The 19,297-nt window shown below is 32.3% G+C and carries 21 protein-coding genes; 9 read left to right on the top strand and 12 right to left on the bottom strand.

Annotated features, from left to right (window positions below; genetic code table 11):
* Nucleotides 1-53: 53 nt before the first annotated feature.
* The 3 genes from arsC to prfB all read right to left on the bottom strand — a co-directional run bounded on the left by arsC (nucleotide 54) and on the right by prfB (nucleotide 2,119).
* A complete protein-coding gene (gene arsC / locus RNZ46_RS15695; protein WP_316983117.1) occupies nucleotides 54-395 on the bottom strand; it encodes an arsenate reductase (glutaredoxin) in 342 nt (113 codons plus the stop codon).
* Nucleotides 395-1,012: an HAD family hydrolase gene (locus RNZ46_RS15690; RefSeq protein ID WP_316983116.1), complete on the bottom strand. Its 618-nt coding sequence runs from the start codon at nucleotides 1,010-1,012 to the stop codon at nucleotides 395-397. The genes arsC and RNZ46_RS15690 overlap by 1 nt, the downstream gene beginning before the upstream one ends.
* Nucleotides 1,009-2,119 (bottom strand): peptide chain release factor 2 gene (gene prfB, locus RNZ46_RS15685; RefSeq protein ID WP_316983115.1). Its coding sequence is split into 2 segments (ribosomal slippage): nucleotides 1,009-2,055 and nucleotides 2,057-2,119, totalling 1,110 coding nucleotides; the frame shifts between segments, so codons are not numbered across the junction. The genes RNZ46_RS15690 and prfB overlap by 4 nt, the downstream gene beginning before the upstream one ends.
* 96 nt (nucleotides 2,120-2,215) lie before the next feature.
* On the opposite strand from prfB, the gene RNZ46_RS15680 reads away from it, so the two are divergent.
* From RNZ46_RS15680 to RNZ46_RS15660, 5 genes are all read left to right on the top strand, one after another.
* Complete coding sequence (locus tag RNZ46_RS15680) at nucleotides 2,216-3,238, top strand: threonine aldolase family protein (RefSeq protein ID WP_316983114.1); 1,023 nt, start codon at nucleotides 2,216-2,218, stop codon at nucleotides 3,236-3,238.
* A 94-nt stretch (nucleotides 3,239-3,332) separates the two neighbouring features.
* Nucleotides 3,333-4,388 (top strand): glycosyltransferase, encoded by a 1,056-nt coding sequence (locus RNZ46_RS15675; RefSeq protein ID WP_316983113.1) that lies wholly within the window; start codon nucleotides 3,333-3,335, stop codon nucleotides 4,386-4,388.
* 19 nt (nucleotides 4,389-4,407) lie between these two features.
* Nucleotides 4,408-5,376, top strand: coding sequence for an ATP-grasp domain-containing protein (locus tag RNZ46_RS15670; protein ID WP_316983112.1), 969 nt, complete (start codon nucleotides 4,408-4,410; stop codon nucleotides 5,374-5,376).
* Complete coding sequence (locus RNZ46_RS15665; protein ID WP_316983111.1) at nucleotides 5,366-6,031, top strand: HAD family hydrolase; 666 nt, start codon at nucleotides 5,366-5,368, stop codon at nucleotides 6,029-6,031. The genes RNZ46_RS15670 and RNZ46_RS15665 overlap by 11 nt, the downstream gene beginning before the upstream one ends.
* 89 nt (nucleotides 6,032-6,120) lie before the next feature.
* Nucleotides 6,121-6,711, top strand: a complete 591-nt coding sequence (locus tag RNZ46_RS15660; protein WP_316983110.1) for a DUF8692 domain-containing protein — start codon at nucleotides 6,121-6,123, stop codon at nucleotides 6,709-6,711.
* Between the two features lie 4 nt (nucleotides 6,712-6,715).
* Here RNZ46_RS15660 and RNZ46_RS15655 read toward each other — a convergent pair whose 3' ends face one another.
* The 3 genes from RNZ46_RS15655 to RNZ46_RS15645 all read right to left on the bottom strand — a co-directional run bounded on the left by RNZ46_RS15655 (nucleotide 6,716) and on the right by RNZ46_RS15645 (nucleotide 8,574).
* On the bottom strand, nucleotides 6,716-7,426 hold the full coding sequence (locus tag RNZ46_RS15655; RefSeq protein ID WP_316983109.1) for a hypothetical protein: 711 nt from the start codon (nucleotides 7,424-7,426) through the stop codon (nucleotides 6,716-6,718).
* Nucleotides 7,427-7,465: 39 nt separating this feature from the next.
* Nucleotides 7,466-7,993, bottom strand: coding sequence for a hypothetical protein (locus RNZ46_RS15650; protein ID WP_316983108.1), 528 nt, complete (start codon nucleotides 7,991-7,993; stop codon nucleotides 7,466-7,468).
* A 191-nt stretch (nucleotides 7,994-8,184) separates the two neighbouring features.
* Nucleotides 8,185-8,574 (bottom strand): hypothetical protein, encoded by a 390-nt coding sequence (locus RNZ46_RS15645; RefSeq protein ID WP_316983107.1) that lies wholly within the window; start codon nucleotides 8,572-8,574, stop codon nucleotides 8,185-8,187.
* A gap of 76 nt (nucleotides 8,575-8,650) precedes the next feature.
* On the opposite strand from RNZ46_RS15645, the gene RNZ46_RS15640 reads away from it, so the two are divergent.
* From RNZ46_RS15640 to RNZ46_RS15630, 3 genes are all read left to right on the top strand, one after another.
* Nucleotides 8,651-8,845, top strand: a complete 195-nt coding sequence (locus tag RNZ46_RS15640) for a hypothetical protein (RefSeq protein WP_316983106.1) — start codon at nucleotides 8,651-8,653, stop codon at nucleotides 8,843-8,845.
* A gap of 167 nt (nucleotides 8,846-9,012) precedes the next feature.
* Nucleotides 9,013-10,044: a glycosyltransferase gene (locus RNZ46_RS15635; RefSeq protein ID WP_316983105.1), complete on the top strand. Its 1,032-nt coding sequence runs from the start codon at nucleotides 9,013-9,015 to the stop codon at nucleotides 10,042-10,044.
* Nucleotides 10,045-10,095: 51 nt separating this feature from the next.
* Entirely contained in the window at nucleotides 10,096-10,992 is an 897-nt protein-coding gene (locus RNZ46_RS15630; RefSeq protein ID WP_316983104.1) for a beta-1,6-N-acetylglucosaminyltransferase, read from the top strand.
* A gap of 72 nt (nucleotides 10,993-11,064) precedes the next feature.
* On the opposite strand, the gene RNZ46_RS15625 is transcribed toward RNZ46_RS15630, so the two are convergent.
* The 5 genes from RNZ46_RS15625 to RNZ46_RS15605 all read right to left on the bottom strand — a co-directional run bounded on the left by RNZ46_RS15625 (nucleotide 11,065) and on the right by RNZ46_RS15605 (nucleotide 17,468).
* Nucleotides 11,065-11,964 carry a UbiA family prenyltransferase gene (locus tag RNZ46_RS15625; protein WP_316985005.1) on the bottom strand — a complete coding sequence of 300 codons (900 nt, stop codon included), beginning with the start codon at nucleotides 11,962-11,964 and terminating at the stop codon, nucleotides 11,065-11,067.
* A 104-nt stretch (nucleotides 11,965-12,068) separates the two neighbouring features.
* Nucleotides 12,069-13,043: a glycosyltransferase family 2 protein gene (locus RNZ46_RS15620; RefSeq protein ID WP_316983103.1), complete on the bottom strand. Its 975-nt coding sequence runs from the start codon at nucleotides 13,041-13,043 to the stop codon at nucleotides 12,069-12,071.
* Entirely contained in the window at nucleotides 13,036-14,202 is a 1,167-nt protein-coding gene (locus RNZ46_RS15615; RefSeq protein ID WP_316983102.1) for a glycosyltransferase family 4 protein, read from the bottom strand. The genes RNZ46_RS15620 and RNZ46_RS15615 overlap by 8 nt, the downstream gene beginning before the upstream one ends.
* Nucleotides 14,189-16,018 carry an ABC transporter ATP-binding protein gene (locus RNZ46_RS15610; protein ID WP_316983101.1) on the bottom strand — a complete coding sequence of 610 codons (1,830 nt, stop codon included), beginning with the start codon at nucleotides 16,016-16,018 and terminating at the stop codon, nucleotides 14,189-14,191. Before RNZ46_RS15610 ends, RNZ46_RS15615 begins: the two co-directional genes overlap by 14 nt.
* A gap of 370 nt (nucleotides 16,019-16,388) precedes the next feature.
* Nucleotides 16,389-17,468: a prenyltransferase/squalene oxidase repeat-containing protein gene (locus RNZ46_RS15605; protein WP_316983100.1), complete on the bottom strand. Its 1,080-nt coding sequence runs from the start codon at nucleotides 17,466-17,468 to the stop codon at nucleotides 16,389-16,391.
* A 182-nt stretch (nucleotides 17,469-17,650) separates the two neighbouring features.
* Between RNZ46_RS15605 and RNZ46_RS15600 the strand changes: the two genes are divergently transcribed.
* Complete coding sequence (locus RNZ46_RS15600; protein ID WP_316983099.1) at nucleotides 17,651-18,706, top strand: glycosyltransferase; 1,056 nt, start codon at nucleotides 17,651-17,653, stop codon at nucleotides 18,704-18,706.
* Between the two features lie 51 nt (nucleotides 18,707-18,757).
* Here RNZ46_RS15600 and RNZ46_RS15595 read toward each other — a convergent pair whose 3' ends face one another.
* Complete coding sequence (locus RNZ46_RS15595; protein WP_316983098.1) at nucleotides 18,758-19,081, bottom strand: YbaB/EbfC family nucleoid-associated protein; 324 nt, start codon at nucleotides 19,079-19,081, stop codon at nucleotides 18,758-18,760.
* Nucleotides 19,082-19,297: the final 216 nt, after the last annotated feature.

Raw genomic sequence — 19,297 nt, 5'->3', positions numbered from 1 at the left:
AATAACCTATGGTTTAAGTTGTATTGGTTAAAGATTTGTTAAAAGATAAACTTCTAAATTATATCTAAAATAAGTTCGGGTGGTCTGCCAATTACGGCTTTGTTGCCATTTATTACAATGGGGCGCTCAATTAATTTAGGGTGTTTTGCCATGGCGTTAACAACTTCGGCATCCGTTAGCGTTTTACCTTTATAGTGTTCTTTCCAAATGGCTTCGTTTTTTCTAATTAAGTCAATCGGTTTTATTTTTAGTAATGCTATAATTTCTTTTAACGCTTTCGCGGAAAGGGTATCGTCTAAATATTTAACAATTTCGAATTCCTTTCCTGATTTCTCTAAAATTTCAAGTCCGCAACGCGACTTACTGCAGCGGTTGTTGTGGTATATTTTTATCATTATAAATTGATGTTAAAGGTTTTTAATTGTTCGATTAGTTGGTTGGGCGATTTAAAATGAATACCATGAATCCCTAATGTATTGGCAGCTTCAATATTTCTTAAATTATCGTCTATAAAAATGGCGTGTTCTGCTTTTATATTGAAACGATTTAGGGTTAAATGATAAATCTCGTCAAATGGCTTTCTGGTTTTTTCTTCACCCGAAACCAAAATACCTTCAAACCAATGTAAAAATTCAAACTTTTTTAAAGCTATTGGAAAGGTTTCTGCGCTCCAATTGGTAAGCGCAACCACTTTGTATTGTTTTGAATCTATCAGTTTTTTTAGGATATCAACCGTTCCGGAAATGGCATCGCCCAACATGTCTTCCCACTGTCCGTAAAACATTTTAATTTCGTTTTCCCATTCAGGAAAAAGAACGATGCGCTCCTCGGTAGCTTTCGCTAGGGGATAGCCTGCATCTTGGTTTTCGTTCCAATCGCTGGTACAAATGTTATCTAAAAACCATTGCGTTTTTTCGCGGTCGCCATTAAATAAATTTAAAAAAACATATTCGGGGTTCCAATCGATTAATACACCGCCCAGATCGAAAATTATGGTATCTATCTTGTTCATAATTGATTATCGTCTTCTTGTTTTTGTCCCATCATCATTAAATAAGCTTTTAAAAAAGCGTTGATGTCGCCATCCATAACGGCATCAACATTACCGGTTTCGTGGGCTGTTCGTACATCTTTCACCAACTTGTATGGGTGCATTACATAATTACGAATTTGGCTGCCCCATTCAATTTTCATTTTACTGGCTTCAATATCATCGCGTTGCTCGAGTTGTTTTTGCAATTCAATTTCATAGAGTTGCGATTTCAGCATTTGCATAGCTCGGGTACGATTGTCATGCTGCGACCTGGTTTCCGAACATGATATTTGAATACCTGTGGGTTTGTGCGTAAGCTGCACTTTAGTCTCCACTTTGTTTACATTTTGCCCACCTGCACCACTAGAGCGCGCTGTTGTGATTTCGATATCAGCGGGATTAATTTCAACCTCAATCGTGTCATCTACCAATGGATAAACATAAACCGAGGCAAAACTGGTGTGGCGTTTCGCATTGCTATCAAACGGTGAAATACGCACCAAACGGTGCACACCATTTTCGCCTTTTAACCAACCAAAGGCAAAATCGCCTTCAATTTCTAAAGTTACCGTTTTTATGCCAGCCACATCACCTTCTTGAAAGTTGAGCTCTTTAACCTTAAAACCATTTTTTTCGGCATACATTAAATACATACGCATCAGCATGCTTGCCCAATCGCAGCTTTCGGTACCCCCGGCACCAGCCGTAATTTGCAATACGGCGCTTAGGCCGTCGCCTTCATCAGAAAGCATGTTTTTAAATTCGATATCCTCTAAAAGGGTAGCGGCTTTATCAAAACGCGCCTGAACTTGTTCTGCGGTAGCTTCGCCTTCTTTATAGAACTCGTAAATCACTTCTAAATCTTCAACAAGTGTTTTGGCTGTGTTGTAATCTTCAATCCATTTTTTCTTTACTCGAATAGATTTCATAACCAATTCAGCGGATTTTGAATCGTTCCAAAAATTGGGGTCGAAGGTTTGTTCTTCTTCGTTTTGTATTTCTATAAGTTTGGCATCAATGTCAAAGATAGTGCCTTAGTTTGTCAAGGCGGGTGTTTAGGGTTTTTATGTTATCGGAAGTAATCATTATTTTAGTTTATTTTGAACAAAAATAGAATTTAAACATACAGAATAAAACTAATACTAAGATAATTTTATAGCTTTATCCACAAATTGATTGTAAATGATTATTGACTTAAGAAGCGACACGGTTACCAAACCATCTCACGGCATGTTAAATGCCATGATGCAGGCCCAAGTTGGCGACGATGTATATAAAGAAGATCCAACTGTTAATGCATTGGAAGAACGCATTGCCAAAATGTTCGGAAAAGAAAGCGCTTTGTTTTTCCCAACTGGAAGTATGGCTAATCAAGCGGCTATAAAATTACACACTAACCCTGGAGACCAAGTAATTTGCGACAAATATGCGCACATTTACAATTACGAGGGCGGTGGCGCATCGTTCAACAGCGGTGTGTCTTGTAAGTTAATTGATGGCAATCGGGGCAAGTTTACAGCAAACCAGGTTTTAGAAGCTATAAATCCACCAGATTTTTACCATAGCCCGTTAACCAGTTTGGTAGAAATAGAAAACACGACCAATAAGGGAGGCGGTGCCTGTTGGGATTTTAAAGAGATTTTAAAAATCAGGAAAATTTGTGATGATAACAATCTCGGATTTCATTTAGATGGTGCACGATTATGGCATGCTTTGGTGGCAAACAACGAAACACCACAACAATACGGCGACGTGTTCGATACGATTTCGGTATGTTTAAGTAAAGGTTTGGGTTGCCCCATAGGATCCGTTTTAATTGGAGATGAAGCTATAATGCGCAACGCCATAAGAATCAGAAAAATTTTTGGAGGCGGTATGCGTCAAGTAGGGTATTTGGCCGCAGCTGGAATGTATGCTTTGGATAATCATATTGAAAGACTAAGCGAAGACCACATAAAAGCAAAAGAAATAGGTGAGGAGCTCGTTAAGCTATCCATCATTAAAAGGGTAGAGCCTATTGAAACCAACATTGTTATTTTTGAATTGAATGATGGTGTGAACGAAACAGAATTTGTTCAAAAGTTAGTCGACAAAAACATCAAAATTATTGGTATGGGCGGAGGCAAATTACGCATGGTTACGCATTTGGATTACACAGATGCGATGCATGAAACGCTGCTTTCAATTTTAGAAAGAAACATTTGAAATTTCATAAAAAACAGAAGTGCTTTTCTTTAAATTGCTATTTGTCGAGTAAATACGGAGAATACCTTACACCTTGACTTAATATGGTAGATAATTGATTATTTTAGTAGGAGTAATCCAATTATTAGATTTGAAATTAAGTATAATTATTCCTGTATACAATGTAGAAAAACATATATCGAGATGTTTAGACAGTCTGGTAAATCAAGATATTGATAAAAGTGAATACGAGGTAATTATTGTTAGTGATGGCTCCAAGGACAACAGTGTATCAATCGCAGAACGTTATTGCGAACTTCACACTAATTTTTTCATTTACCAACAAGAAAATCAAGGTGTCGGAGCGGCAAGAAACAAAGGGTTATCTTTAGCGATTGGTGAGTATATTTATTTTTTAGACCCTGATGATTATATAGCAGACCATGTTTTAAAAACCATAATGGACACAGCCTTAAAGTTTAATCCAGAGGTTTTAACCTTTAATTCTCAAGGAACTACGTCATTAACGCTTAATAAATCACGTTTTAATGATTTAGAATCAGTAAAAATCAATGCTATATCCGGATTAGAGTACATTGCAAATCACAGTTTTAAGAATGAAATTTGGTGGTATATTACGAGTAAGAAGTTTATTGATAAAATAAATCTTAAATTTATTGAAGGCCGATGGATGGAGGATGCCATATTTACAGCACAGCTTTTTGTTGAAGCAAAAAGTATGATTAATTTGTCTTTTGATATACATAGGCATGTCAAAATTAAAGGTTCGGCGATGACAAGTAAAGAGCCAAGTCATTATTTAAAAATTATTAATGATAACTCTAACGCAGCTGTTGTATATAACACTATAATAAAAAAACTGGAGCAGGATAAACATTGTAATAGAAGGAGCATTGTGAGGTTAAAATCTAGACAGCAATCATTTGTTTTTTTTATGATGATTAGAATCCTAAAATCAACTTTTAAAAAAGAAGATATTATACCCTTATTAGATAAGATGAAAAGCGTAAATGCTTATAAGTTGGATGAATTTGTTGGAGAAGATTATAAAGGTTTCACATATTATTTATTATCTAAGTTGTTTAGCAGTAAGCACTTATTTTATCTCATATTTGTAATAACCAACCCAATATTAAAGCAAAAAAATTAAAAACAAGACTACATAATTGATGAGTAATATATTAATAACATCTGCTGGGAGAAGGGTTTCTTTAGTAAAAGCCTTTATTACAGAGTTAATGGCGATTGATCATACTGGTAAAGTTTATGTTACCGATGCATACCCTAAACTTTCACCGGCAGCACAAGTGGCCCATAAAGCATTTAAAGTTTATAAAATAAACAATACAGGTTATATTGATTCGCTATTAGAAATTTGCAAACAAAACAAAATTTCACTTATAATTCCCACCCTTGATACTGAGTTATTGAGGTTGTCTGAAAATCGAAAAAAATTTTCAGACATTAACGTACAATTAGTTTTATCAAACCAAAAATTTATCGAAATATGTAACAATAAGTTAAGCACCCAGCAACTCTTTAATAAGCTAGGAATAAGCGTCCCAGAAATTTATTCTAAACAAAACTACAAGTTACCTTTATTCATAAAGCCGTTGGTGGGCAGTAATAGCATAGGTACCCTTATTATTAAAAAAGAAAATCAGATTTCAGACGACCTTTTACAGAATGAAAAACTTCAATTTTTTGAATATTTAGATCATGATGCATATGATGAATATACTTGTGATTTATATTATAATAAGTCCAGCGAACTAAAATGCGTCATTCCGCGTAAACGGATAGAGGTAAGAGGAGGTGAGGTTAGTAAAGGTCTAACTGAAAATAATGAGGTAAAAACTTTTATTGATATAAAATTGGCTTATTTAGAAGGAGCCAGAGGTTGCATAACCTTGCAGCTATTTATGCATAAAGAAACTAAAGCTATTAAGGGCATAGAAATAAATCCGAGATTTGGAGGGGGCTTCCCGCTATCCTATTTAGCCGGCGGAAATTATCCAAAATGGATAATTCAAGAATACATGTTAGGGCGAACTATAGATTATTTTGATGATTGGGAAAATAATTTGTTAATGTTGCGCTATGATGATGAAATTTTAATGCATGATTTTGAAGGCTAGAAAAGTAGTTGTTTTTGATTTAGACGATACGCTGTACAATGAAATTGATTATTTAAAATCTGCATATCTCGAGATTAGCGAGGTCATTGCTAATGTTGTTAAGATAAATAAAACTCAAATTTATAATGACATGCTTGATTTTTACTATTCAAAAGAAAACTGTTTCGAAAGAATTACTGATAAATATAATCTAGATATACCAGTTTCAGATTTATTAAATGTGTACAGAAACCATAAACCTACTCTTGATTTATCTCCTGATCGATTGAAAGTGCTCAATTATTTAAAATTGTCTAAGGTTCCAATGGGTATTTTAACAGACGGTAGAAGTGTTCAGCAGCGAAATAAAATTAAAGCATTGGGTATAGAAGGTTATTTTGATGAGATTGTAATTTCTGAGGAATTTGGGACGGAAAAACCTAATATCAATAATTTTCGATTTTTTGAAACTACCTTTGGAGTTGCCCAATATTATTATATTGGCGATAACTTAAATAAAGATTTTGTATCACCAAATAAACTTAAGTGGATAACTATCTGCTTAAAGGATAACGGACAAAATATCCATAGCCAAAATGAAGCGAATGTAAATGAACAGTTTTTGGCACATCATAATATTTCAAAGTTTTCAGAATTAATAGATATTGTTTTTTAAACACTTATTTAGTGATTTTTTATATGCATTTTAATCAGCTAATCAACAATACAGCAACTTTTTTTAACAACAGAAAAAGTTTGCTTTTTATGTTAATTTCATCCGATTTAATATTTATTGCTTTACATACGTTTTATGTGTATGGTATTATTGATGGAAACTCTAATTTTTCGTTAGAAAAAGATTTTGGTTATTCAGAAATTTTCCAATACCTAAAAGAGTATTGGAGCTTCTTGTTATTGTTTTTTGTATTTGTAGGCAAACGAAAATTGACTTACTTAATATGGTCTGTATTTTTTTTGTATTTGTTATTAGATGATTCATTAAGCATACATGAAAATGTAGGTGAATATTTAGCTAATTATTTAAACATTCAACCCAAATTTAATTTGCGATCTGTAGATTTTGGTGAAGTTTTAATTTCTTTTTTAGTTGGCTTAACATTTTTAGTATTATTCATATTCACTTATATTAAAGAAGGAATTGAGGAAAAGTTAATAACACGATGTCTTGCTATCTTGGTTTTTGCCTTAGCATTTTTTGGTATTTTTATAGATGTGCTTCATATTGCATTGCCATTTGGGGAAAACAAACTTGCGGTTATAGAAGATGGCGGGGAAATGATTGTTATGAGTATATTATTATGGTATAATTTTAACTTAAAATATAAGCTAAGCTAAGTATTTACGAATAAAGCTTTTTCAACATTTTTGAATTTAACCATAAGTATAGAAACGCACTTATGCTTATTAGTAACTCTATAAGTTCAGAATTGACTTGCAACCCTCTATAAATGCTAATACTGATATTTTCGGAGTTGGTAAATATATCTGCAATTGAATGAAGGATGATTATTACAAACCAAGGCAACAAAATTATATGTACTCCAATTTTTTTAAACATCGCATATTTGTTTAAAGCAATACCTAGTATTCCAGAAAAGCCATAAAGCAACCGAAGAATTTCATTATGCCCATGAAAACCTTTTAAATTATGAATGGTAGTTTCGCCCTGTATATTCATTTTTTTCCAATATTCTGGTGTATCAAAAAATAAAAACCATTGTCCCCATGCAATTTCTTCCATGGCTATTAAAATTAGGCAGATAGAGAAGAACGTATAAAAAACAACTATTAATTTTTTAATGTGTTTTGAAATGGTAATAGCTAAATAAACACCCAGGAATCCACCAAACAAAAAAAACAGAAATGTCAATGTTTCAATAGGTTTGTTTTCATATTGTAACCAAAAAGCAAAACTTCTGAACGAAGGAACGGCCAGTAAACTATTATAGCAAATAATAATTAGTATTGGGAGAAAAAAAATAAATAAAGCAGCTTTTTTGGAAACACTGTAATTATTGAATAATCCTTGTAGGTTTTTTTTAATTATCATGAATAATGCTTTTACCGAAATGACATCGGACTAATTAGTTTATAATAATCGTTTTTTGTTAATCCAAAGGTATAAAAAGGCACTACCAGCAATAAGCAATTCAATAAATTCTGACGAAAGTGTTAAGAATAAATCCAAGGTGTTATCAATCTCTATAAAGTCTGAATAAATATCTACAATAGCATGTATAGTAATAATTACAAACCAAATTGCAAGAATGCTGTGCACGTTTATTTTTTTAAAGATTGAATACTTATTTAGTAATATACCTATCAATCCGCCTATTCCATAAGCTAATCTAAGAAATTCGGTATTGCCTTGCATGCCTTTAAGGTTATGCAAAGTTGTTTCTTTTTGAGCGTTAATTTCTATCCAATTTTCTGGAGTTTTAAACCCAAAAAACCATTGTCCCCATGCTATTTCTTCCATAGCTATTAAAGTTAAAAAAAAGGAAAATACAGCATAAAATATTGAAAATCCTATTCCTAAATACTTAGCGTATTTATAGGTATTGATTAAACCGTAAATACCACCAATTAAAAAAGTGATGAAAGTTAATAACTCCACAACATTATTTTCCTTTAATAAAGAAAACCCAAATGTTCTGAAAAAGGGTATTGCTAATGTTAGCACAATAAAAAATGAGGTTACGATCGGGGTAAAAAAAATTAAAATAGCTGTATTTTTATTAATTGGAGCAATGTTTTTTGGTATCAGCATTTTAAATATTTATTCATTATAGTTAATCGTCGCTGGTTTTATTCTGCATTTATTTTTATGCTTCTGTAGTTTAAGTATAAGTATAAAAAAGCACTAACACCAATAAACATCTCAATTAGCTCAGAAATTCGTTGCATTACTTGCTTGTTGTCATCCATTTTGGTTAAAACATCTACCAACGAATGCAAAAAAACTATAAAAAACCAAAAAAACAAAACCTTGGGAACACCAATGCTTTTAAATAATTTAAAGCGACCTAAAAAGATTCCCATTAAGCCAGCTAAACCAAAAAGAAGCCTTAAGTTTTCGTTGTATCCATGTATACCATCAATATTATGCAGTGTGGTTTCTTTTTGCACATTAATATTAGCCCAATCTTTTGGAGTGTCAAAACTAAAAAACCATTGTCCCCAAGCAATTTCTTCCATGGCTACTAAAAATAAGCACACGGAAAAAAATAGATAAAATAAAAAATTAAACCGACTAAGAACTCTTTTAAAACGAATGCTGAACCAAACTCCAAAAAAAGAGCCAACAAACAAAAAAGCAAATGTTAATATTTCAACAGGTGCGTTTTCTTCAAGTAACCAGAAACCAAATGCTCTTGTAGTCTTGGTAATCATCAATAAACCAATGCTTAAGGTTAACAATATTGGTAAAATAAAAACAAAAAGACCTGTCTTTTTAGAAAGGTTATAAGGGATTAAGTTTAGGTACTTATAAATAAATTTCATTTAAATATTTAGGTCATTTTTTTAAATATATGTAATAATAATAAATTTAAAGTGTATATATGCTGTTTGTCTATAACTAATGGCTTTATTTTTTTTTCTTATTAAATTGCCAGCTTAAATCTAATCGCTTACATGAAATTAAGTATTGTTGTTCCTTTTTATAATGCAGAAGACCATTTAGAACGGTGCTTAACAAGTTTAACAAATCAAAACCTATCTAAATCAGATTGTGAAATTATACTAATAAATGACGGGTCTACTGATAATGGCATTACAATCGCAGAACAATTCAGAAATAAGCACATCAACATTTATGTCCATTGCCAAAAAAACAAAGGTCTAGGAGCCTCTCGAAATATTGGCATACAACTGGCAAAAGGCGATTATATTTACTTTATTGATGCCGATGATTATTTAGCGTTTAACACTCTAAGTATACCTTTAGAATATTTAGAAAAAAATAACTTAGATATATTAGGGTTTTCAACACTTATTACAGATAAGCTAGATTTATTTTCATACCAACAGGAACCTATTGAGAATATTGAGGTAATTACCGGAAATGATTTTTTGGTAAAACATAAAAACAACAGGTTAGAGGCGTGGTGGTACATACTAAAACGCGAGTTTTTATTAGAAACAAATCTGAAATTTGAAGAGGGAAAATTCATGGAAGATGCCGTTTTTTCCATCAAAATTTTTTTAGAGGCAAATCGTATTATGTTTTTGCCAATAACCATTCATCGATATGTAAAATCTCCCCATTCCATAATGAACAATGAGGACCAAAAACACTTAAAAAAAGTTGTTGCAGATTATATTAGTTTAGCTTACCGTTTTAATACCCTTATAAATGAAATTTCAAAAAAAGAAATAAAAAATACTGATGCTATTATTAAAAATATAAAATTTAAAAGCACGGTAAGTATTTATTTTATGTTCTTTAAACTTATCAGGTTAAATATTTCGATACCGAAAATCTATAAAATCCTTAGAGATTTAGAGAAAATAAATGTGTATCCTTTAACAAACTTTATAGGCGAAGTGTATAATCATCCAAAAATCAAAGTAACAGCTTATGTTTTTAACCATAAGTACCTGTTCTTTTTGTGTTTATACCCATTAAGAATAATGCATAGTCTAAAATTGATAAAGCTTTATTAAGTAATTTATCATCAATCATTATATTGTGTTTTTAGTTAAAACTAGCATAAAATGAAACAAGCCATTTTAATCGCTGCATATAAAAATTTTGATCACTTGATCGAAATAATTGATTTTTTTAATGATGACACTTTTGAAATTTACCTGCATATTGACAAAAAAACAAAATTACCTAAAAGTGTTCTCGGAAAATTAAATACAGTTAGTAATTTACAATTGTTATCGCGCAGATACATTGTAAACTGGGGGGGCACAAATCAGTTAAATTGTTATTTGTTATTAGCTGAAGAAGCTCTTAAGAATAGAAAAAATATTTATTTCCACTTAATAAGCGGACAAGATTATCCTGTTAAAAGCATTACTGAATTTAAAAAGCTATTTGAAAATCCACAAAAACATGATTATTTAGAAAATTTTGAATTACCAAGAGAAAGGTGGAATAACGAAAATGGGGGTTTTGATAGATTTTTGTATTATTATTTTTTTGACATTTTTTATTCACATAAATTCAAAAAAGCAATACTGTTTTTAGTTAAAATTCAAAAAAAGCTTTCAATAAAAAGGTCTTTTCCAAAAAAAATTAAAACATATTACGGAGGCTCAAGTTGGTGGAGTTTATCTAAAGATACTCTTCAATATGTAATTGATTATACGAAAGAAAACAAGTATTTATTAAATAGAATGAAATATACTTTAGCTTCTGATGAACTATATTTTCAAACAGTAATAATGAATTCGGTCTATGCCAAAAATGTAATAAATGACAATTTAAGATATATCGATTGGAATCCTGAAAGAATCGGAAAGTATAGTCCGTCACCGGCGATTTTGGACACAAGTGATTTTGACAAAATAATAAGCTCAAACAAACTATTTGCAAGAAAATTTGACGTCCCTTTTTCAGATGAATTGAAACATGCCATTTTAAAACTCCAGAAAGGTGAGTGATAAAAAATACAATTACATTATCTTTTTCAAAAAAATGTTATGTAGGTGGTTTTATAAAAACAAACCACTGTTTTAACCGTTTTTAAAAAATGAATTTTTTTTTATCCCCATCATTTGAAAAAGCGTTTTTATGAACGATTTGATTGTATAAGGAAAACATAAAAGATGAAAAAACAATAAAACCAAGCATAAAGGGTGTTTTAAACTACAAGCAATTATAAGGGATATAGGTAGTAAAATCTGATAGTAATCTGACATAAAAATTTGCCAGCGATTGGTGTCGGTAATAATCAAGATGGTTTTAATTTTAAGTTTTTTGTAGCCAAAAAGGATTGCAACATAAAACAACAAAGCTATAAAAGGTAAAACCCCCAGAGTTGATAAAATCGCCAATAGTGCTATAATTTCAATACCGGTAATAATTATTTCTGTAAGCTTCATTTTCGATTCGTGCATTGCAGTTGCAAATGTTTTATGGTTTATTGACAGGTCGTTTTCTCTGTCCCAAAACTGGTGCCACAATATACCGCGCAAACCGTAGGCAAAACTCCAAACGCCGATGATTGATAGCCAATAAACATCTATTGGAACATGCATTTTATACATTAAAGAAGAAGCTACAAAAAAACTAGGGAAGAGGTGTGCACCACTTGCATCCGCAATAACACCCAAAATCCCCCTGTTTTTAAAGCGAAAAGGCGAAATGGAGTATAAACTAAATGACAGATATGCAGCCAGATAAAAAATTAGGGAAAGCACATCATTCATAAAAAAAAAGCAAAAAAGAACCCCTAATAGAATGGAGGCAAGTAACAATAATTTTTGCATGTTTGGATTAAAACGTTCAAGTCCGTTTCTTTTTTTACTTGCAATATCATATTTTAAATCTGTAAAATCGTTTATTATGCTTACATAAATGGCACCTGCGGCAATTGCCAAAATTAAAAAGAGCAACCATAAAAAATAATCCATCAAATTATCTTTGTGCTGTATAATGGTTGCATAGCCAATACACAACAAAGGGATGATTTTTGGAGCCCACCAATCGTGCGCTCTAAGTACCGATGGGGTTTTCATTATTCGAGTATAATATCGGTTTTTTTTAAGTTCTTGTTTTTTATCTTTCCAAAAGCAACCTTAAAAATTATTTGTAAAAAATATATAGGATGCTTGCTACAAGCCTTAAAAATATAATAAAAAGCGTTTTTTATACTTTTCTCTTTAGACCATACTTCTTTAGCGGTAAGTATTAAGTCTAAAACGTATTTTTTTTCTAATGCCTCAATCTCTTTGTCATTTAAAACAGATTTAAAACCTTTAAGCATTGCAGACATGTCCTCTACATATAGAAGCTTGAGAACCTCTAGCTTATCGCGGCCATCAAAAACATTATCGCTAACCACATGTTTTTTCCAGAGTTTTTCGGTTGTAAAAGCCACTTTTGCTTCTTTGGGCAATACTATATCCAATAATAAATACCAATCGTCGGCAATGTTCATGTTCTCGTTCCAACCTCTTTTTATTGCCGAAGCACGAATAAGCAAAGAAGAAGACGGCGATGGGCAAGCCGCTAAATAGATTTTCCTTAAGTCTTTATAGCTCAAATATACCCACGAATCTTTTTTCTTTGGGATGTGTGCAGGCAAGTACACATATTCAGAAAGAAAGTCACTATAGTCTCCATTGTTATTTTGTTGCCCCCAATTTGCAAAGGCAAAATCTAAGTCGTGTTTCTCAAGCGCACCGACCATTTTGGTTAAAAAAGAGGTTTCCCATAAATCGTCAGAATCTAAGGATGCTATATATTTACCGTTAGCGTGTTTTAATCCCAAATTGCGTGCTGAAGCTTGTCCACCATTCGGTTTTGCTATGTATTTAACCATAGTGAAATTATCAATTAATGCTTTGGTCTCATCGGTAGAGCCATCATCAACAACAATAATTTCAATATTACTATAGGTTTGGTTCAAAACACTTTTTATGGCGTTACCTACAATTTTAACTCGGTTGTAGGTGGGAATTATTACGGATACTAATGGGGGATTATTCATAAATCAAAGTTATTATTTCTTTAGCAAAATCAAGTTCAGGGTTTGTTGATATTTGTTTTTTTATATGCTTTGAGGCCTCAAGCCCCATATTATACCAATGTGAGCGTATATTCCATGCTCTTTCTAAAGTTTCATCAAAACCATGTTCGGTAGCGTCACCTATAAAACCAGTTACGCCATCTTCAACAAGTTCTGTAGTGCCACCAGCATGTGTTGCAATTACGATTCTACCGGCTGCCATAGCTTCAATGACAACTAGTGGCATGCCCTCGCTTCTTGATGGTATAGCCAAGGCGTGATGGTTTAACCAGATTTTCTTGATGTCATCTTGGTGTCCTAAAAACTCTAAATTTTGGCATTTAATCAAACTTGCCATGGCTTTAAGGCCATCGTAATCTGGACCTGTGCCTGCTATGGATAAAGAAAGTTTACGCTTTTTCCATTTTTCTTTTGCTAAAACCCTTAAAATGATGTCGTGCCCTTTATCAATAACAAACAAGCGCCCAATCATTAAAAGCTTAAAACCTTGTTCCGTTGACGGATAAGCTAAGGGCTCAGGTTTAATTTTCATTGGGTTACGAACAATTTCTGCATTATTGAAACGAAACCCAAACTGTTCTTCGGTTAAATTTTGGTTGTGTTCTGAAACAAAGTAACATTTTTTCGCATGCTTGTACACATTTGTCATATAATTGCGCTCATCTTTTGGAGGCCAAAAAAATTCAACGGCTTTATGAGATACAATTACATACGGGATGTTTTGCTTTAAACACAGTTGTGCGTAATGTAAGCCATCAAAATTTATGGCTTGAGAAATAATGACCAACACAGGTTTTTGCTTTTTAAGAAATTTATTAAAAGCATGGAGATGTATGCTAAAATAAGGTTTTGTAAGTTGGTAATAGGCATTGATAGCACGTTTTAAAACCTCAGAATAACAATTATTTAGAGCTATAAATTCAAGGTGTTTGTTTTTTAGTTCAACAATTCTTTTGTGGTTATGGTTTATATTTTCTTTTAAAACGGTTATTGAAAAACCTTCTTTTTGCAAATAATGGCTGCTTTTTGCCCATAGCTCTTCACTCCCTCCCCAATCGTCGACGCAGGTAGACAGTATGGCAATGTGCTGGTTGTTTAGTATTTTTTTATTCTGCGCCATTCTCGCTTGTTTTATTTGCCGCTATAGTTTTTTTTCGTTTAAATAATTTAGCATAATCTCCATTTTCAGAGATCAGCTTTTCATGTGTTCCTTCTTGTGCTATTTCACCTTCAGACATCACATAAATATAATCAGCATGTTTTACGGCTGAAACTCTGTGGCTAATAACCAGTATGCCTCTATTACCTATATGTTCTCGTAAGTCGTCGAAAATCTCTTGTTCAGATTTGGCATCAAGTGCACTTGTTGCTTCGTCAAAAATTATAAATTGCGATTTACTATATAGGGCACGTGCAATAGCCAACTTTTGCCATTGCCCAATGCTAACTTCTCTACCATTATCAAAAATACGCCCCATAGTGGTATTGTAGCCATCTGGGAATTCCTTTATGTATTCGTGGGCTCCGGATTTTATGGCAGAGTCTTTTATGAAATCATGGTCGGCTTCTTCATGTATGTTGCCAAATTGTATGTTTTCTGTAACGCTCATGTTAAATTTAACAAAATCTTGAAAAACAACACTTATTTGCTTTCTATAATCGTCTGTTTTAAAATTTTTAATATTTTCTCCGCCTAATTTTATAGCTCCCGAAGTGGGGTCGTAAAGCCTGCACAACAGCTTTATCAAGGTGGTTTTTCCTGACCCGTTAAGACCAACGAGCGCAACTACTTTACCAGCGGGTATTTTTAAGTTGATGTTTTTTAATACTGTTTTGTTAGCATGAGGATAACAGAAATGTACGTTCTTTAAAGTTAAATCAGGGCTATTCTGTGAAATTAATACAGGTTTTTGGGGATCTTTCATTTTATTTTCCAAATCGAAAAGATCATATAAGTAACTTAAAAAAATATTGTTTTTATATAAAGATGAAATCTCCCCAGAGAGCCCTTGCATGATGCCGAAAAGTTGAGGGAAAACAATTAAAAACAAAGCAATATCGCCTATTGACGATTCACCGTTTAATGCACTTAAGCAAATGTAAGCTATACAGCTATAAACACCCGCAGCTGCTAATATTTGGGTTACGGCTTCGTTAGTGATGCCTTTTTTATTTATTCGGAGGTCTTCTAGTAAAAGATAAATCCTTAGGTTTTTATACATGGACCTGATGTAATGGCCCAAACCAAAAGATTTAATTTCTTTTGCGGCAACTTCGCCAGTGATGAGAGAGCTTAAATATTTGGACTTGCGTTCCGTTGGCGTTTTTTGTATTTGCCACTCATATAGTTTATCTGCAAATTTTAAGCGCACATATAGGGTGGGCAATACAAAAAGTGCCAAAAGTGGCATTAAAACCCAATTTATAGATATTAGAGCAATGCCAATAACTGTTAATGTCATTAAATTTTTTACAATACTGATAATATTTGTAAGTATTGCGGAGGGTCTGTCTGGCCCTGCATTTTTAGCTCTATTTAAAGTATTAAAATAAGCAGGGCTTTCGTAAAATGATAAATCTAGGGCAATAGCAATAGAGTGTATTTTATCATCAACATACTCGCTTATTAAAAATGCATGTTTTTGGGTAATATAACTAGCTAAAGAACTTAATACAACCAATGTAATAGCGGCTATGCCAGCAGCTATTATGTATAAAACCGCCAAATCATATTTTTCATTTCTGTCTGGCAGTGCAACAATATCAATCAGTAACTTAAAGACATACAATGACCCCATAAAAACGAGGCTTTCCATTATCATGATAAGTACCGTATAGATTACCTTTCCTTTTGTAATACTCCAAATAAGCCCTAAAGTCCTTTTTAAGTTAAGGTTCTTTTTTAACTTCTCTATTTTTTTTTTTATGTTTTGCATTGAATTATTTGGGGGTTGCTATTCAAATTTGGAGTTGAAGTTATTATTATACACTTTTTACAAAAAAAAAGGAAAGAGGTTTTGGTAGCAGTAGTTTTATAAGATCCATATTAAACTTAATTTGGTTAAGGTTTAGTAAATTATTTGAGGGACTGTAATAAACAATTTCTTTAATTCATGAAAGTGTAATTATAATTTTATCTCCCATTTTTTCAAAGTCTTTACGAATATAAAGTATCTTAAATACAGTCGTTTAAAATTTAGATTAATGGTGTGGTAATTTAGATAAAGGGTGTGGGGTTAAATATTTAAAAACTCAGATTGATGCCGGTTTTAAGTTATATCAATTAAAAATGGAAATAAAATCATATCATTCAGATTTATATAAGTTTTTGAAGTTGGCTAAAGCCTCCAAACAAAATCCTGTTGTTAATTCTTCGGACCCAAAACATGATAGTTTTTTTGGGCCTCCGTAATAAAACGCCCACCTGTCCCAATTCCCATATTCATGTTGGGTTTCAATTATATGCTTAATCCCTTTTTCGATTTCTATTCCTTTATATCCAGAGTATATTAGGGAAGATACGCCCAAAGCAGTATCAAGCACAGATACGCCAAAGCTTCCATCTGGATTTTGTTTCTCTAAAATCCTATCAATTATTTCATTTTTAATAGTATTTAGCTCAGTAAAGCCATTATTCATATTTCTACAGATAAAGTAATATACAGTAAACTCATTACGGTACCAAGTGTCACAATCACCTTCTCTTTCTGTTTTTATTATATTAACTAAATAAGGTATTATAGCTTCGGTTTCCTTGCGTTTCTCCATATAATGTAAAATGTTGGCATTAACTACGGCATCAACATCATATCGAGTGCATTGGTGTGTATGCCAAAAGATAAGGCTCTTCAAAAAATGTTTCAATTCTCTGGCGGCTAAATACCAATAATGAAGATTTTTATTAAAACGCCATCTAAAAGTAATCCAGGTATAAAATAACCCATCACTTCGTCGGTTATCTATGGCTAATTGCTGGTTGCTTTTTGTTGGAATATCAAACCCCATTTTTTTTAAAAAATATGACACGCAAGCCGTATCGTCTAAATCTTGTGGACAAAGTTTCCGCCACCGATGAAGTATGGTGTAGTGATTCCAAGTACCCGCTCTATCCATTTGGTAATGTAAAAAATATGCGGCCTTCATTAATATGTTTTCTACTTTCTCTTCGCCTCGGAGCGAGAGCAAACAGGTGCCAATAAGTGCCGCAGGAAAAATGGTGCTATCTGGTAAATTCCATTCTTGCATAGCATCATCGTCAGACATATATAATATGAATTCACCATTAGCCAGTTGATGGCTATCTAAATATGCTATACCCCGTTTAATAGCATGATTTAATTTTTCTTCAATGTTTTTAAATTCAAGACTAGCGCCATTAGTGTACATTTCAGTCTTTGTTTATGTTTAATTTAGAATTGTGATTTTGTAAGTATACAGGCTCGAAATATACAATTTTAAGTGATGATTTTACAGAAAACCAAAAAATTACGTTTTGTTTTAAAGAGTAAATAACTATGTTTGCGGTATGTACGTGAAATCATAAAAGCCTAATTGCTCCAACCAAAATTATGAAGCTAAGTGTCCTTATACCTATGTACAATGTAGAGTGCTATATAGAAAAGTGCCTTGCAAGTTTGTTAAATCAGGGCATTGATGCTCAGGATTATGAAATAATAATTGTTAACGATGGCTCCGCAGACAATAGCTTAAAAATAGCAGAAGCATTCTCCAAAAACCACAGCAATATTTTTGTCCACTCACAAGAAAATAGGGGAGCGGTATTTACAAGAAATAAAATGCTAAAACTGGCAAGAGGCGAATATATCTACTTTGTAGATGCTGATGATTATGTAGCTGAGAATGCTTTAAACACGGTGCTTGATTATGCCGTATCAAATCAATTGGATCTTGTTGGGTTTGATACATTGGTTGCCAGAAACCGAAAAATGAACAAGGTAGATGCCAAATTCCAAAACACCAAATTGCCAAAAATAATCACAGGTAATGAATTTCTTAGAGACAATAAAAATCTTAGAATTGAAATTTGGTGGTATTTTGTCAAAAGGGATTTTTTAAACAAGCATCAAATAGCTTTTGATAGAATTGATTACGATGGCGATGTGGTTTTTACACTCAAACTATTTTTAAAGGCTAAAAAGGTAGCTTATTTTCCTGCTAAAATTTATAGGTATTTCCAGTCTCCTGAATCAACCGTTAGAAGTGCTAGCGACAAATCTAAAAAACGAATTATAGATTATTTTGTGGCTTTAATAGATGATTTTAGCAAGCTTATTGATGAAGTTAAAGACAAAGAAAATCCTTACAAAAAAACAATAATCGGTAACTTTAAATTTAGGAGGGATGTATTTGTTTTTTTTACAATTACAAAAATGGTTAAGGCCAACCTAAGCTTTAATGAGGTTAAGCGTAATTTAATTAAGTTTGAGGCTGTTGGCGCTTATCCCATTAAGCATTTTAATGCCGAAGAATTTAGTATATTGCGTTATAAAGTATTAAAAAGCTTGATAAATAATAAATTAATGCTGTATTTGATTCTTAAAGTCTATCATTCAAAGTTTAGAAAATATGTCTTAAACCCACTTTTAAATCCTAAAAGATATTAGGAAGAAGGTATAGCTTTTTAAGGTAACAAAGTAAGTGCTATAATACTACAATTACTTAAACATATCCATCCCCGGAATATTCGGCATACCCTCTTTGGCAACGGCAGCTAATTCCGCTTCATTAACATTGGTGGCTTTTTCAATGGCTTTATTTAAAGTTAAAACCAAATAATCTTCAAGCTGCTCTTTATCCTCAAGCAATTCATCGGCAATATCAATAGATTTAATAGTTCGGTTTGCCGTTAAAGTTATGCTTAACAGTCCGTCGCTGCTTTTTTCATCAATTAAAACCGTATCCAAGCGTTTTTTTGTTTCTTCAACTTTTTTCTGGGTTTCTTTAAGTTTTCCCATCATATTCATCATATCTCCAAACATATTTTTAAATTTTGATTTGCAGTACAAAGCTATTTAATTTTTCTGTTTTTCTTCTGCAAAATTAAATTTTGTATTAAAAAAATACAAAATTTAATTACACTTCAGTAACCACTATGTTAGTTCATGATTTTTTTTCATTTAGTTTTTTGTCAATTTCTAAATGAAAAAAAATCATGTACTTTTGAGGCCTTAATTCAAGAATAAATACAGCTTCAT

It is taken from the genome of Hwangdonia lutea (assembly GCF_032814565.1).
In the GTDB taxonomy this organism is placed as follows: domain Bacteria; phylum Bacteroidota; class Bacteroidia; order Flavobacteriales; family Flavobacteriaceae; genus Hwangdonia; species Hwangdonia lutea.
The sequence above is the reverse complement of the archived record's forward strand: the minus strand, read 5'-3'. Positions and strand labels throughout refer to the sequence as shown.

Excerpts from the sequence above, each read along its gene's own strand:
- RNZ46_RS15625 (WP_316985005.1), bottom strand. The coding sequence starts at position 11,964 with ATGGATTATTTTTTATGGTTGCTCTTTTTAATTTTGGCAATTGCCGCA.
- RNZ46_RS15615 (WP_316983102.1), bottom strand. The coding sequence starts at position 14,202 with ATGGCGCAGAATAAAAAAATACTAAACAACCAGCACATTGCCATACTG.
- RNZ46_RS15600 (WP_316983099.1), top strand. The coding sequence starts at position 17,651 with ATGAAGCTAAGTGTCCTTATACCTATGTACAATGTAGAGTGCTATATA.
- RNZ46_RS15645 (WP_316983107.1), bottom strand. The coding sequence starts at position 8,574 with ATGGAAGAAATTGCTTGGGGACAATGGTTTTTTAGTTTTGACACTCCA.
- RNZ46_RS15680 (WP_316983114.1), top strand. The coding sequence starts at position 2,216 with ATGATTATTGACTTAAGAAGCGACACGGTTACCAAACCATCTCACGGC.
- arsC (WP_316983117.1), bottom strand. The coding sequence starts at position 395 with ATGATAAAAATATACCACAACAACCGCTGCAGTAAGTCGCGTTGCGGA.
- RNZ46_RS15640 (WP_316983106.1), top strand. The coding sequence starts at position 8,651 with ATGCTGAACCAAACTCCAAAAAAAGAGCCAACAAACAAAAAAGCAAAT.
- RNZ46_RS15620 (WP_316983103.1), bottom strand. The coding sequence starts at position 13,043 with ATGAATAATCCCCCATTAGTATCCGTAATAATTCCCACCTACAACCGA.
- RNZ46_RS15630 (WP_316983104.1), top strand. The coding sequence starts at position 10,096 with ATGAAACAAGCCATTTTAATCGCTGCATATAAAAATTTTGATCACTTG.
- RNZ46_RS15605 (WP_316983100.1), bottom strand. The coding sequence starts at position 17,468 with ATGTACACTAATGGCGCTAGTCTTGAATTTAAAAACATTGAAGAAAAA.
- RNZ46_RS15660 (WP_316983110.1), top strand. The coding sequence starts at position 6,121 with ATGTTAATTTCATCCGATTTAATATTTATTGCTTTACATACGTTTTAT.
- RNZ46_RS15655 (WP_316983109.1), bottom strand. The coding sequence starts at position 7,426 with ATGATAATTAAAAAAAACCTACAAGGATTATTCAATAATTACAGTGTT.
- RNZ46_RS15610 (WP_316983101.1), bottom strand. The coding sequence starts at position 16,018 with ATGCAAAACATAAAAAAAAAAATAGAGAAGTTAAAAAAGAACCTTAAC.
- RNZ46_RS15670 (WP_316983112.1), top strand. The coding sequence starts at position 4,408 with ATGAGTAATATATTAATAACATCTGCTGGGAGAAGGGTTTCTTTAGTA.
- RNZ46_RS15635 (WP_316983105.1), top strand. The coding sequence starts at position 9,013 with ATGAAATTAAGTATTGTTGTTCCTTTTTATAATGCAGAAGACCATTTA.
- RNZ46_RS15690 (WP_316983116.1), bottom strand. The coding sequence starts at position 1,012 with ATGAACAAGATAGATACCATAATTTTCGATCTGGGCGGTGTATTAATC.
- RNZ46_RS15595 (WP_316983098.1), bottom strand. The coding sequence starts at position 19,081 with ATGTTTGGAGATATGATGAATATGATGGGAAAACTTAAAGAAACCCAG.